The organism is Azospirillum ramasamyi (genome assembly GCF_003233655.1).
GTDB lineage: Bacteria > Pseudomonadota > Alphaproteobacteria > Azospirillales > Azospirillaceae > Azospirillum > Azospirillum ramasamyi.
This window is the reverse complement of the sequence record NZ_CP029829.1, coordinates 443,513-456,876: the sequence shown is the minus strand read 5'-3', so window position 1 is coordinate 456,876 and position 13,364 is coordinate 443,513. Positions and strand designations below refer to the sequence as shown.

Annotated in this window: 9 protein-coding genes; 5 read left to right on the top strand and 4 right to left on the bottom strand. The window is 69.0% G+C overall.

All coding sequences use genetic code 11. The annotated features are described in order from the left end of the window. The first annotated feature begins 5 nt into the window (after positions 1–5). A complete protein-coding gene (clpA, locus tag DM194_RS02120) occupies positions 6–2,321 on the top strand; it encodes an ATP-dependent Clp protease ATP-binding subunit ClpA (protein ID WP_111065704.1) in 2,316 nt (771 codons plus the stop codon). A 146-nt stretch (positions 2,322–2,467) separates the two neighbouring features. Next, positions 2,468–3,319, top strand: a complete 852-nt coding sequence (locus DM194_RS02115; protein WP_246024246.1) for an NAD kinase — start codon at positions 2,468–2,470, stop codon at positions 3,317–3,319. Positions 3,320–3,353: 34 nt separating this feature from the next. Here the strand turns inward: DM194_RS02115 and DM194_RS02110 are convergent, their stop codons facing one another. From DM194_RS02110 to DM194_RS02100, 3 genes are all read right to left on the bottom strand, one after another. Continuing rightward, the gene (locus DM194_RS02110; protein WP_111065703.1) at positions 3,354–4,541 is read right to left on the bottom strand and encodes a PP2C family protein-serine/threonine phosphatase; all 1,188 of its coding nucleotides are present in this window, start codon (positions 4,539–4,541) and stop codon (positions 3,354–3,356) included. A gap of 10 nt (positions 4,542–4,551) precedes the next feature. Then, positions 4,552–5,349 carry an ATP-binding protein gene (locus DM194_RS02105; protein WP_111065702.1) on the bottom strand — a complete coding sequence of 266 codons (798 nt, stop codon included), beginning with the start codon at positions 5,347–5,349 and terminating at the stop codon, positions 4,552–4,554. Positions 5,350–5,413: 64 nt separating this feature from the next. After that, positions 5,414–5,791: an STAS domain-containing protein gene (locus DM194_RS02100; protein WP_246024245.1), complete on the bottom strand. Its 378-nt coding sequence runs from the start codon at positions 5,789–5,791 to the stop codon at positions 5,414–5,416. A 212-nt stretch (positions 5,792–6,003) separates the two neighbouring features. Here DM194_RS02100 and DM194_RS02095 point away from each other — a divergent pair, with 212 nt between their 5' ends. From DM194_RS02095 to DM194_RS02085, 3 genes are read left to right on the top strand one after another with little or no spacing between them, the layout of a single operon-like run. Further along, positions 6,004–8,433: an ATP-binding protein gene (locus tag DM194_RS02095; protein WP_111065700.1), complete on the top strand. Its 2,430-nt coding sequence runs from the start codon at positions 6,004–6,006 to the stop codon at positions 8,431–8,433. Further along, positions 8,430–11,186 (top strand): response regulator, encoded by a 2,757-nt coding sequence (locus DM194_RS02090; protein ID WP_111065699.1) that lies wholly within the window; start codon positions 8,430–8,432, stop codon positions 11,184–11,186. Before DM194_RS02095 ends, DM194_RS02090 begins: the two co-directional genes overlap by 4 nt. Next, a complete protein-coding gene (locus tag DM194_RS02085; RefSeq protein WP_111065698.1) occupies positions 11,183–12,574 on the top strand; it encodes a DUF1329 domain-containing protein in 1,392 nt (463 codons plus the stop codon). Before DM194_RS02090 ends, DM194_RS02085 begins: the two co-directional genes overlap by 4 nt. A gap of 133 nt (positions 12,575–12,707) precedes the next feature. Here the strand turns inward: DM194_RS02085 and DM194_RS02080 are convergent, their stop codons facing one another. Then, positions 12,708–13,337, bottom strand: a complete 630-nt coding sequence (locus DM194_RS02080; RefSeq protein ID WP_111065697.1) for a hypothetical protein — start codon at positions 13,335–13,337, stop codon at positions 12,708–12,710. Positions 13,338–13,364: the final 27 nt, after the last annotated feature.

Genomic DNA, 13,364 nt, shown 5'->3' with positions numbered 1-13,364 from the left:
CACACATGCTGTCGCGTAACCTGGAACAGACGCTGCACCGAGCCCTGGCCCACGCGAACGAGCGCAGGCATGAATACGCGACGCTCGAACATTTGCTTCTCGCGTTGACCGAAGACTCCGATGCTACCGCCGTCTTGCGCGCTTGCGGGATCGACCTCGACCGACTGCGCGCGGAACTGTCGGATTACCTCGACAACGAACTTGCGAACCTTATCACGAACAGGCCCGATGACGCCAAGCCGACGGCTGGATTCCAACGGGTTCTGCAGCGTGCGGCCATCCACGTCCAGTCGTCGGGACGTGAGGAGGTGACGGGAGCAAATGTGCTCGTCGCCTTGTTCTCTGAACGCGAGAGCCACGCGGTCTACTTCCTGCAGGAGCAGGAGATGACCCGGTTCGACGCGGTCAACTACATCTCTCACGGAATCGCGAAGGCTCCGGGCCGCTCGGAAATAAAGCGTGTCTCGGGCGCTGACGACGAGGCGGCGGCGGAGAAGGTCGTGAAAAAAGGCAGCGAAGCGCTCGAGGCTTACTGTGTCAACCTGAACAAGAAGGCGTCCGGCGGGAAGATCGATCCGCTGATCGGCCGGGAGCAGGAGGTCGAACGGACCATCCAGATCCTGTGCCGGCGGTCGAAGAACAATCCGCTGTATGTCGGCGACCCCGGTGTCGGCAAGACCGCCATCGCCGAGGGCCTGGCCCGGCGCATCGTCCAGCAGGAAGTGCCGGAGGTGCTGCGCAACGCCACCATCTTCGCGCTCGACATGGGCTCGCTGCTGGCCGGCACGCGCTACCGCGGCGACTTCGAGGAGCGGCTGAAGGCCGTCGTGTCCGAACTCGAGGCGACGGAGGGGGCCATCCTCTTCATCGACGAGATCCACACGGTGATCGGCGCCGGCGCCACCTCGGGCGGCGCGATGGATGCCTCGAACCTGCTGAAGCCGGCGCTGGCCTCCGGTTCGCTGCGCTGCATCGGCTCGACCACCTACAAGGAATACCGCAGCTACTTCGAGAAGGACCGGGCGCTGGTGCGCCGCTTCCAGAAGATCGACGTCAACGAGCCGTCGGTCGAGGATGCGATCAAGATCCTGCAGGGCCTGAAGCCCTATTACGAGAAGCACCACAAGGTCACCTACACCAACGACGCCATCCGCGTCGCGGTGGAGCTGTCGGCCAAGTACATCGGCGACCGCAAGCTGCCCGACAAAGCCATCGACATCATCGACGAGGTCGGTGCGGCGCAGATGCTGCTGCCGGAGAACAAGCGCCGCAAGAAGATCGGCGTGAAGGACGTGGAGGCGGTGGTCGCCAAGATCGCCCGCATCCCGCCGAAGTCGGTCAGCCGCGACGACAAGGAAACGCTGCTGAACCTGGAGCGCGACCTGAAGACCATGGTCTTCGGCCAGAACAAGGCGATCGACGCGCTGGTCTCCGCCATCAAGCTGGCCCGTGCCGGCCTGCGCGAGCCGGAGAAGCCCATCGGCAACTACCTGTTCACCGGCCCGACCGGTGTCGGCAAGACCGAGGTGGCCCGCCAGCTCGCCATGACGCTGGGCATCGAGCTGACCCGCTTCGACATGTCGGAGTATATGGAGCGGCACACGGTGTCGCGCCTGATCGGCGCCCCTCCGGGCTATGTCGGCTTCGACCAGGGCGGCATGCTGACCGACGCCATCGACCAGCACCCGCACTGCGTCCTGCTGCTGGACGAGATCGAGAAGGCCCACCCGGATCTGTTCAACATCCTGTTGCAGATCATGGACCACGGCAAGCTGACCGACCACAACGGCAAGATCGTCGATTTCCGCAACGTCATCCTGATCATGACCTCGAACGCCGGTGCCGCCGACATGGCCAAGCCCGCCATCGGCTTCGAGCGCGACCGCCGGGTCGGCGAGGATGTCGAGGCGGTGGAACGCACCTTCACGCCGGAGTTCCGCAACCGTCTCGACGCGATCATCCCGTTCGCGCCGCTGACGCAGGAGGTCATCAACCGCGTCGTCGACAAGTTCATCATGCAGATGGAAGCGCAGCTGGAAGACCGCGGCGTGTCCATCGAGCTGAACGAAGAGGCGCGCGAGTGGCTGGGCAAGAAGGGTTATGACCCGCTCTACGGCGCCCGTCCGCTTGGCCGCGTGATCCAGGAGTACATCAAGAAGCCGCTGGCGGAAGAGTTGCTGTTCGGCAAGCTCAGCAAGGGCGGTCTGGTCAAGGTCACCGTGCAGGACGACAAGCCGGCCTTCGAATATGCCGAGGGCAACCGGCCGAAGCGCACCTCCGGCGACGACGACGAGGAAATGGTTTCGGAGATGGTCGAGTAACCCGGCCAATCCGTTCCATATCGTGAAAAAGGGGGGCCGTCCGCGGCCCCCCTTTCCGTTTTTCCCCGGCGGATGCGCTCTTTTGCATCGCCCCGTCTCCGCGCGATACTTTTGCGCGAAGGCCGGACTGCGCTATGGTCGGCGCCATGACCGATCCCGCCGCCATGCAGCCCGCCCTCTTGCAGTCCGCAGATGCGCAGGCGCCCTTGCTGCCCGCGCCCGACGCGCTGCGCATCGCCTTCGCATGCGCCGACACGGAGGAGGCGCGCGCCGCCCGCACGCGGCTGGTTCACCGCTACGGCAACGCGACCTTGGACGAGGCGGACGTGATCGTGGCGCTGGGCGGCGACGGCTTCCTGCTGGAAACGCTGCACCGGGCGCTGACCCGCCATCGCGAACGGCCGACGCCGGTCTATGGCATGAACCGCGGGTCGGTCGGCTTCCTGCTGAACGCCTACCGCGAGGAGGATCTGGCGGAACGCATCGTGGCCTCCCAGCATGTCCGCCTGCACCCGCTTCGCATGACCGCCACCAGGGTGAACGGCGAACGGGTGGAGGCGCTCGGCATCAACGAGGTGTCGCTCCTGCGCGAGACGCGGCAGGCGGCCAAGCTGCGCATCACCATCGACGGTGTGGTCCGGCTGCCGGAACTGATCTGCGACGGCGCCCTGGTGGCGACGCCGGCCGGCAGTACCGCCTATAACCTGTCGGCCCATGGCCCCATCGTGCCGCTGAACGCCGGGGTTCTGGCTCTGACCCCGATCAGCGCCTTCCGCCCGCGGCGCTGGCGCGGCGCCCTGCTGCCCCACGCCGCCCGGATCACCTTCGACGTTCTGGAGGAGTCGAAGCGTCCGGTCAGCGCCGTCGCCGACTTCACCGAGGTGCGCGAGGTTCTGCAGGTGGAGGTTCAGGAATGCCGCGAGATCGGCCTGACCCTGCTGTTCGACCCCGAGCTGAATTTCGAGGAACGCATCCTGAAGGAGCAGTTCGCACCCTGACCCCTGCCCGCCGCCCCTTTCAAGCCCGCCCCATTCATGCCCGTCTCGCGACCCAGACGGCGGTCAGGTCGTCGCGCAGGGGCAGGCGGGCCCGGGCATAGAAGCTGTCCATCATCGGGCCGAGCGGGTGTAGCCGATCCTTGGCCAGCGCGTCGCGGACGAAGTCGGGCACGGCGTCCTGACCCAGCGGACCAAGTTCGTCGCCGCCGCATTCGATCAGCGCATCGCTGTAGAGAAACAGGAAGCCGCCGCGCGGCAGGCGAAAGCTGTGGTCGACATACTGCGCCCGCCGCGAGGCGCCCAGCACGAGCCCGGCCGAATCGAGCAGCCGGATCTCCGGCCCATCGCCCTTCGTGCCGGCCGGGGTGCCCAGAACCGGGTTGGGCGATCCCGCCGCGGCGAAGGTCAGCGTGTCGATGGCAAGGTCGAGGATGCCGAAGAAGGCGGTGGCGAACTGTCCCGTCGGCAGCACGTCCTTCAACGCGGCGTTCAGTTGCGCCAGCCATTGCGACGGCGCCACATGGTGCATGGGAAAGCGGTCGATCAGCGTGTGCAGGCGAAAAGTGTTGATAGCCGCGGTGATGCCGTGCCCGGCGAAATCGACCATCAGAACCCCGAGCCGGCGGTCGCCCAGCGGGTAGAGCCCCCAGAAATCGCCGCCCAGCTCCGAGGATGTCTCGAAATGGGCGTCCAATGTCAGGCCGTAGCGGGCGGCCACATCCGCCAACCGGCGCTTTTCCGGCAGAAGCGAGGTCTGCATGGCGCGGGCGTGCGACAGCTCGCGCTGGACCCGCTCGCGGAAGGCGGCGAGATCGCCGAACAGCTTGCGCTTTTCCAACTGGTGCCGGACGCGGGCGACGCATTCGCCGGGCTTGATCGGCTTGGAGATGAAATCGCTGCCGCCGGCCTCGAAACAGCGCACCTGCTCCTCGTCGCTGTCCAGCGCGGTCTGGAACAGGACCGGCAACTCCTCATGCGTCGCGTTGCGACGCAACGCCTCGCACATCTCCCAGCCGTTCATCACCGGCATGTCGACGTCGAGCAGGACGAGGTCGGGGCGGAAGCGGTCGACGGCCGCCAACCCTTCACGGCCATTCTCGGCGAAGGCGATGTCGGTGATGCCGGCGCGGCGGATCACCAGGGCCAGGGATTTGCGGTTGAACTCGTTGTCGTCGACAATCAGGACACGGCAATCCGACAGCGGCAGGGCGGGAAGCGGCATGAAGGCTCCGTCAGCGGTCGAACTGCAGGACGGTGCAGCGCCCGCCGTCGGTCACCGTCACGCGGGAGGCCAGACTGCGCATGAAGACGAAGCCGCGTCCCGACAGCGCCCTGCTGCCGGCGGTCGTCGGCGCCAGTTCGGTGTCGAAGCCGCCGCCCTGATCCACCACGGCGATGGCGATGCTGCGCTCGTTCCAGCGGCAGAAGATGTCCAGCCGCCGCCGGACCACCGCCGGGTCGCCCAGCCGGTCGCGCATCATTTCGCTGAAGCGGCGATAGCCGCCGGACTCGCCCTTGACCGCGCTCGACAGGCCGAGATTGCCGTGGACGATGGCGTTGGCGACCGCCTCGTGCAGGCAAAGCTCCACATTGGACCGGCGCTGCGGGTCCAGCGCCCCGCGCCGCACCAGCTCGTCGCAGACCAGGACCGGGCATTGCAGGCCATAGGCGCTGCCGGTGGTCAGCGACAGGTAGAATCCCGGCAGTCGCGGATGCTCCGCCGCCGGCGCGCCCGACCAGTCGTCCAGGAGCACGGCGCACTCGTCGGTTCCCTCCCCCAGCTCGACCGTCAGGAAGGGGCTGCGGTCGAAGGCCGCGCGCAGCCGGTCGCGGTCCGCCCGCTCCAGCAACTGGGCCTCCACCGCCGGATGGACGGCCTCCGCGGTGTCGGACAGCCCGTCCGTACCGACGCCGGTGCCGTCGAAGCGGGACAGGATCCGGGCGGCCATGTCCGCCGGCACACAGTCGCGCAGCACGCTGAAGCTACGGAGCGCCGGTTCGGCCGGACCGTCGGAAAGGGCGGCGTCCATGGCGGCAATCTCCCCAGTGAAAGGGACCTGTGCTGCCGGCCGCGGAAGGCCGGCCGCCGGGTGTTCAATATTCGATGGTGATGATCTCGGACAGGCGGGCAAGCTCGATCGACCGCTTCACGTCGCCGCCCGCCCCACGCACGATCAGCTTCTTGTTCAGGGACTCCGCCTCCTCCTGCAGGATCAGCAGCATGCCGAGACCGGCGGAGTCGATGAACTGAAGCTCCGACAGGTCGAGCACGACCCGGCTGTCCGGCAATTGCTCCAACTCGGTCACGATTCTGGGCAAACGGTCATGGTCGGTGAACTCCATCCGTCCCGACAGCCGGATCTCGGCAACCCCATTGGCTCTGATCGTCTTGAATTCCATACTTCCCTCACCCATCCATCGTCGGCCGGCCATGCGCTCCAGACGATCCTCATGCGGATTTGTGCGAAACATCCGGCATTCCCTTACCGACAGTAGCGCAAGCAGTGGACAAGCCTCAAGACAGGACGCCACAACGAAACCAACAATCACCTCTGCGAGACATTTTTCTCCGATCGCCGCCCCGGAATCGGCCCCATGGACGCGCCGTCCGCAACCGGGTAGAACCTCCTTACGGGTGCACGCGCACCGCGTGCCGCACCAACGAACGTCCGGAACGGCAGTGCATGACCAGGATCGCTGAGGCGTGGCGACGCGTGCCGGCGGTATCGGCAAAATTCCTGCTGATCCTGGTCCCAAGCCTGGTGGTCACCGTCTCGCTGTTCTCCGCCCTGTTCTTCCACGACCGCTACCAGGAACTGCAGGCGGCCCTGCGGGACAAGGTGGCGACCATCGCCGACATCAATGCGGCGGTGCTGTCCAACAACCTGTGGACCTTCGACGCCCCGGCGATCCGCAACGTGATCCAGGCCATCGGCGCCAACCGCGAGCTGGTCTGCGTCGAGGTCACCGACGCTCTGGCAGGCGGGCTGTTCGCCTGGCCGGGGCCGGTCTGCCCCCCGGGCGGCGTGAGCGGCGACGCCAGCACCGAACGGCGCGCCATCCGGGTGCAGAACCTGCAGGTCGGCACCATCACCCTGCATTACGACCACAAGGTCGCGCGTGAACAGTTGCGGCAGGAGGTGGTGAACACCGCGGTCCTGCTTCTGCTGATGCTGGCCGGCACCATCGCCGCGGCGCTGGCGGCGCTTCGGCTGACGGTGGGAAGGCCGCTGCGGCGGCTGATCGCCTCCATCCTGGAATCGGAACACGGCGGCGGGCTCCAGCCGGTGGATTGGCGCGCCTCCGACGAACTCGGCCGGGTGATCCAGGCCCACAACGCCATGCTCGCCCGGCTGGGGCAGGAGAAGGCCGCCCTGCGCAAGAGCGAGCAGCGGCTGGCGCTGGCCATCACCGCCACCCGCTCCTCGGTGTGGGATTACGACCTGCGGACCGGGCAGTATTGGTGGTCGAAGGAGTTCCCCGCCCTGCTCGGCTATGGGCCGAACGAGCTGGCGATGACGGCGGAGACCTGGGCCTCGCTGCTGCACCCGGACGAAGCGGACCGGGTGATGGCCGAGTCGCGGCGGCGGCTGCGCGACCGGGCCATGGCCTACACCGCGGTCTACCGCATGCGCCGCCGCGATGGCCGCTGGGCCTGGATCGAGGATCGCGCCACCGCCCAGCGCGACCCCGACGGCCGCGCCCGGCGGCTGACCGGCACCATGTCCGACGTCACCGAACGGGTGCGGGCTGAACTGGATCTGGCGCATGAGCGCAACGTGCTGCAGGTCACGCTGGACAACACCGACCAGGGCATCATCAAGGTCGACGGCGACGGCCGCGTGGTGATGGCGAACAGGCGTGCGGCGGAACTGCTGAACATCCCGCCGGACATGCTGGCCCGCGGCCCGCGCTTCGCCGACATGGTCGCCCTTCAGCGCCGCCGGGGCGAGTTCGGCGAGATGGGCGACGACCCCGACCTGTATCTGAGCTACGGGATCGGCGGGATTGGCGATAGGCTGGGGGACGGACTGGGCAGTGGAATGGGCGGCGGGCTTGGGGAGCCGGCCGGCACCATCGACCAGCCCTTCACCTTCAAGCGCCGCCGCCCCGACGGCCGCATCGTGGAGGTGCGCACTAACCCGCTGCCGGAGGGCGGTTTCGTCCGCACCCTGACCGACGTGACGGTGGAGGCGCGGTCGGCCGAGGAAATCTTCAACGCGATGCAGGAGTTGGAGCGGGCTTATGCCGATTTGAAGGAAACCCAGGCCAATCTGATCCAGGCGGAGAAGATGGCCTCGCTCGCCCTGCTGGTCGCCGGCGTGGCGCACGAGATCAACACGCCCATCGGCATCGCCTTCGGCTGCGCCACCCATTTGTCGGGCCGCACCGGCGCCCTGGCCGAAGCGTTCGAGCGCGGGACGATGAAGAAGTCCGAGCTTGCCGCGTATGTCGCCGCCGCCGGCGAATCCTCGCGCCTGATCGAACAGAACCTGACCCGCGCCGCCGAGCTGATCCAGAGCTTCAAGCGCGTCGCCGTCGACCAGACCAGCGAGGAGCGGCGCCGCTTCGACCTGCTGGCCTATCTGGACGAGGTGGTGACCTCGCTCGGCCCCACCCTGCGCAAGAGCCGCCACCGCGTCGCCATCGCCTGTTCGCCCGGCATCGTGATGGACAGCTTTCCCGGCGCGCTCAGCCAGGTGGTGACCAATCTGGTGATGAATGCGCTGACCCATGCCTTCCCGCCCGACAGCAAGGGGCACATGGTGATCGACGTGGACGAGATGCCGGACGACGAGGTGAGGATCCGCTTCGCCGACGACGGCGTCGGCATTCCGGCGGAAAATCTGCCCAAGGTGTTCGAACCCTTCTTCACCACCCGGCGCGGGGCGGGCGGCAGCGGGCTGGGGCTGCACATCGTCTTCAACCTGGTCACCCAGTCGCTGGGCGGGCGGATCTCGGTTGACAGCGTTGCCGGCGATGGAACTACCTTCACCCTGCGCATCCCACGGACCGCCGCCAACCCGCAGACGGCCCCGCAACCCCTGTCGCAGACGCAACCGCAGCCGCTTCATCTTCCGACGCCCGTCCCGCTGGAGACCGACCCCGCATGAGCACCGGCGCCGCCTTTGACGACGACGAGATCCTGTTCGCCGACGAGGAGGCGGAAGGCGCGGCGGACCGCACCGGCGCCACGGCGGTCCAGCGGGTGCCCGCGCATGACCCGGCCGCCCCGCCCTGGACCATCCTGGTGGTGGACGATGAAGCGGACGTCCATGCCATGACCGGACTGCTGCTGGCCGACGTCGCCTTCCAGCGGCGCCGGCTGGAACTCGTCAGCTGCCTCACCGCGGCGGACGCCCGCGCGGTGCTGGAACTCCGCCGCGACATCGCCGTGATCCTGCTCGACGTGGTGATGGAGGAGGATGACTCCGGCCTGAAGCTGGTCCGCTGGATCAGGGACGATCTGGGGAACCGCGACGTCCGCATCATCCTGCGCACCGGCCAGCCGGGACAGGCGCCGCAGCGCGACGTGATCGTCGATTACGACATCAACGACTACAAGCCGAAGGCCGACCTGTCGGCGGAAAGCCTGTTCACCGCCGTGATCGCGGCGTTGCGCGCCTTCGACCAGATCCAGTCGATCGAGACCCGCGTGGCGGAACGCACGCGCGAACTGCGCGAAAGCCGCGAGCAGGCGGAGGAGGCGACCAGGGCCAAGTCGGCCTTCCTCGCCACCATGAGCCACGAGATCCGCACGCCGATGAACGGGGTGTTGGGCATGCTCGGCCTGCTGGAACGGACCGAGCTGGACGAACACCAGCGCGACACCGTCGCCACCATGCGCGAATCGGCCGGCGCGCTGTTGCGGATCATCGACGACATCCTGGATTTCTCCAAGATCGAAGCCGGGAAGATGGATCTGGAACGGGTGCCGCTGTCGGTCCCGGCATTGGTCGAAGGGGTGGCGGAAACGCTGGCCCCCGCCGCCGGGGCGAAGGGGCTGGTGCTGCTGACCTATGTGGACCCCGCGATTCCGCCGGCCCTGCTGGGCGATCCGGTGCGGCTGCGCCAGATCCTGTTCAACCTCGCCGGCAACGCCATCAAATTCACCGAGGCCGGCCGCGTCGTCCTGCGCGCGGAGTTCGAGCCCGCAGCCGCAAGTGACAATGGGGCGGCTGACAATGAGGATGATGGCGCGGAGCCGCTGCTGCGCATCGCCGTCTGCGACACCGGGATCGGCATCGCCGAATCCACCTGCCGGCGCCTGTTCCAGCCCTTCACCCAGGCGGAAAGCTCGACCACCCGCCGGTTCGGCGGCACCGGGCTGGGATTGTCGATCAGCCGGCGGCTTGCCGCGCTGATGGGGGGAGAGATCGGGGTGGAAAGCCGGCCCGGCGCCGGCTCCACCTTCTGGCTTCGCCTGCCGCTGGACCGCACGGCGGCAGCCGCCCCGGCGAGGGACGGCGGCGACGCCATCGGCCTGGACGGTCTGACGGTGCTGCTGGGCGTGCCCGACGATACCGAGCGCGGGTTCCTCGCCCGCTATCTGGAACAGGCCGGCGCCCGCGTGCTGCCAGCCGCCTCCCCGCCCGAGCTGGCGACCCAGGCCCGCGTCGCGCGGGAGGCCGGATGCGTCGTCGCCGTCGTCACCATCGACGAGGCGCTGCATGTTCCCGCCGCGGCCCGTGCGCCCGACGAGTTCGGCCGCCGCAGCGGCGAGCCCCGGCCGCCGGTGGTCCTGCTCTGCCACGAGACGGGGGGAGAGGCGTCCGCCACCTCCCGTCCCGGCACGCGGGGCGCGGAGCCCGGCACCGTGGTGCTATGCCGCCCGATACGCCGGCAGGTGCTGCTGCGCGCGGTGGCGGTCGCCGCGGGGCGGCTGGTTCCACCGCCCGCCGCCCATGCCTGTCCCCATGCCTTCCCTCATGCCTGCGTCCATGACGCCGCTCTGGACAGCGCTTCCTGCATGCCCGCCGCCGACCGTACCGCCGGCACCACGCAACCGTCCGCGCCCGCCGCGCCCGGCATGGAGGAGGCGATGGCGCAGGGGCGCCTGATCCTGGTGGCGGAAGACAATCCGGTGAACCGCAAGGTTCTGCTGATGCAGTTGCAGGCGCTGGGCTATGCCGCGGAGATGGCCGCGGGCGGGGCGGAGGCACTGTCCGCATTGGATGCCATGCGCCGGGGCGGGCGCCGCTACGCCCTGCTGCTGACCGACGTCCAGATGCCGGAGATCGACGGCTTCGAGCTGACCCGCCGCATCCGCGCCGCCGAATCGGGTAGCGGCGAGCCGGGCATCGGCAGCCGCCTGCCGATCGTCGCGATCACCGCCAACGCCGCCCCCGCCGACATCGAGAGCTACCGCGCCGCCGGCATGGACGATGTGCTGAGCAAGCCGCTGGAGCTGTCGCAACTGGCCGTCGCCCTCGCCCGCTGGATGCCGCCGGCTTCGGCCGATGTGCCGGAGTGCGCTCCGCGGCCATCCGCCCCGCCGGCCGGCGGCGATGCGCTGATCGAACTCGGCAACCTGCGCGCGCTGTGCGGCGGCGATGCGGCGATGGTGGCGGAACTGCTCGACGATTTCGTCACCATCGGCCGTGGGATCGTCGCCGATCTCGACACGGCGCTCGGCAACGGCGACCGCGACTGGATGCGGGCCTGCGCCCATAACCTGAAAGGCTCCTCTCGCAATGCCGGCGCCAAGCCGCTGGCGGAGGCGGCCCGCGTGCTGGAACTGGCCGCCACCGAGGGGGCGCCGCTTTCCCGGCTCGCGGAAGCGGCCGACCGGCTGCGCGGCAGCTTCGCGGCGACCTGCGAGGCCATCGGCACGGAGTTGGCCGAAGCGGAAAGGCCGGCAGGATGAGCGGTCCGTCGATCCACCCCCCCAACCGGCGGGAGGCGCTGGGCCTTCTGCTGGGCGCCGCCGTGGCGACGACGGCATCGCCGTTGCCGGCCCAGAACGCGCCGCCCCCGGATGAATCCGAGGTCGGCGTGCCGCGGCTCGGCGAGGAACTGACGCCCTTCGGGGCGGTGCGCGCCGACAACCGCACGCGGGCGATCCCCGCCTGGACCGGCGGGCTGACGCGGGCGCCGCGCGGCTATGTACCCGGCCGCCCCTCCCCCGATCCCTACATCGAGGATGTCCGCTGGTTCACCGTCGGCGCCGCGGATGTGGAGCGCTACAGGGTGCGGCTGACCGCCGGGCAACAGGCGCTGCTGGAGAAACACCCGGAGAGCTTCGAACTGGCGCTGTTCCCCTGCCGGCGCAGCGCCGCCGCCCCGCAGCGCATCTATGACGCGTCGATGGCGAATGCCGATCGGGCGGCGCTGGGAGCGAACGGACTGATCCTGCGCGACGCCGCGGTCGGCGTGCCCTTCCCCATCCCGGCCAACGGGCTGCAGGCGATGTGGAACCACAAGCTGCGCTGGCGCGGCGAGCGGATGTCGCGCACCAGCCTGACCATCGTCCAGTCCGGCGACGGGTCGCGGTCCCAGACCCGCCTGCGCGAGGATTTCCTCTCTCCCTACGCCGCCGGGGACACGGCGGCCCCGCCGCTGCTCTACCGCCGCGCAATTCTCGAACCGCGGGAACAGGCGGGCAGCAGCCTTGTGGTCCAGTCGACGCTCGACCCCATCGCCGCGCGGACCCGCGCCTGGGCGCGGGAGGGCGAACGCGGCCGGGTGGTGCCGGCGCCCGACTTCTCCTATGACACGCCGGACCCGGTGACGGGCGGCATCTGCACCGCCGATATGCTGGACATGTTCAGCGGCGCGCTCGACCGCTTCGACTTCACGCTGGTGACGCGGCGCGAGATGTACATGCCCTACAACGCCCACCGGCTGACCAACCCCGGCCTGACGGTGCGGGACATCCTGTGGCCGGGGCATCCCAACCCGCAGTTCCTGCGCTACGAGATGCACCGGGTCTGGGTGGTGGATGCCCGGTTGAAGTCGAACTTCCGGCACGCCCTGCCCGACCGCACCTATTATCTGGACGAGGACAGCTGGCAGATCCTGGCGTCGGAGCATTACGACGGCAAGGGCGAGCTGCTGCGCTACGCCGAGGCGCATCCGATCCCGCACTGGCAGGTTCCCGCCCTGGTCCCGACGGTGGAGTTCGCCTTCGACCTGACCGCCGACCGCTATGTCGCCCGCGGCGTGGACAACGGCCTGCCGCCGCCGCAGTTCGACGCGCCGCTCAAGCCGGCGGACTTCACCCCCGAGGCCCTGGTCCGCCGGGGCCGGCGGTAAGGGCCGCGACCGCGGCCCCGCAGGCCCGTGCCTGCGAGGGCAAGCGGCCGGACGGCCGCGCCCGCCGTTCGAGGGCGAGCGTAAAGCCTGATGTGTCAGACTTTACGCTCGATGATATGAGACGCTCCGCCGCCTACATCGACCCGGTCTGCCGCACGTCGTGGACCTCGGCCGGCTGGGTGGCGTGGCGGTTCAGCACCTCCAGCGCGATGCTTTCGCGGGCGGCGTCCCCGACATTGACCCACAGCAGGATGCCGCCCTTGTCGAGATGCTGCAGCATCGGCTCGTTGCGCTTGTCGGTGATCCATTGCGACAGGAAGGAACCGGCGGCCCCGCTGCCCACACCGGCTGCCGCGGCGGCGGCGGCGGCGGCGAGCGCCGTCCCGCCGGTGGCCAGCACGGCGCCGGTGGCGATGATGGCGCCGACATAGGCGGGGAAGCCGACGGCGGCGCCCTGGCCGCTGCCGATGTCCTCCGGCGAGATGTAGGACTGCCGCGGGGCGTCGGGATCGTGGGCGAGGCTGCCGACATCGCCGGGCACGCTGCCCAGCCGGTCGCGGATCGTCTCGTCGTTCGCCAGCAGGCTCAGCTCATGGCGCTGGAAACCGGCCAGCGTCAAATCGTCGATGGCGTTCTGCAGGGATTCGCGGCTGTCGAAGATCGCCACCGCCTCGCGCACCGTGGCGTCCGCGGATCCTCCGGTGTCTCCGGTCCAGGCGCTGGAATCGATTGTGGTCGGGTTCTGGTCGCGGCTCTCGATCATGCCTCCACCCCTTCGCTTCGCAGGATG

Bases quoted from the DNA above. Each gene is read 5' to 3' on its own strand.
- DM194_RS02090 (WP_111065699.1), top strand. From the start codon at position 8,430: ATGAGCACCGGCGCCGCCTTTGACGACGACGAGATCCTGTTCGCCGAC.
- DM194_RS02080 (WP_111065697.1), bottom strand. From the start codon at position 13,337: ATGATCGAGAGCCGCGACCAGAACCCGACCACAATCGATTCCAGCGCC.
- DM194_RS02105 (WP_111065702.1), bottom strand. From the start codon at position 5,349: ATGGACGCCGCCCTTTCCGACGGTCCGGCCGAACCGGCGCTCCGTAGC.
- DM194_RS02115 (WP_246024246.1), top strand. From the start codon at position 2,468: ATGACCGATCCCGCCGCCATGCAGCCCGCCCTCTTGCAGTCCGCAGAT.
- DM194_RS02095 (WP_111065700.1), top strand. From the start codon at position 6,004: ATGACCAGGATCGCTGAGGCGTGGCGACGCGTGCCGGCGGTATCGGCA.
- DM194_RS02110 (WP_111065703.1), bottom strand. From the start codon at position 4,541: ATGCCGCTTCCCGCCCTGCCGCTGTCGGATTGCCGTGTCCTGATTGTC.
- DM194_RS02085 (WP_111065698.1), top strand. From the start codon at position 11,183: ATGAGCGGTCCGTCGATCCACCCCCCCAACCGGCGGGAGGCGCTGGGC.
- DM194_RS02100 (WP_246024245.1), bottom strand. From the start codon at position 5,791: ATGTTTCGCACAAATCCGCATGAGGATCGTCTGGAGCGCATGGCCGGC.
- clpA (WP_111065704.1), top strand. From the start codon at position 6: ATGCTGTCGCGTAACCTGGAACAGACGCTGCACCGAGCCCTGGCCCAC.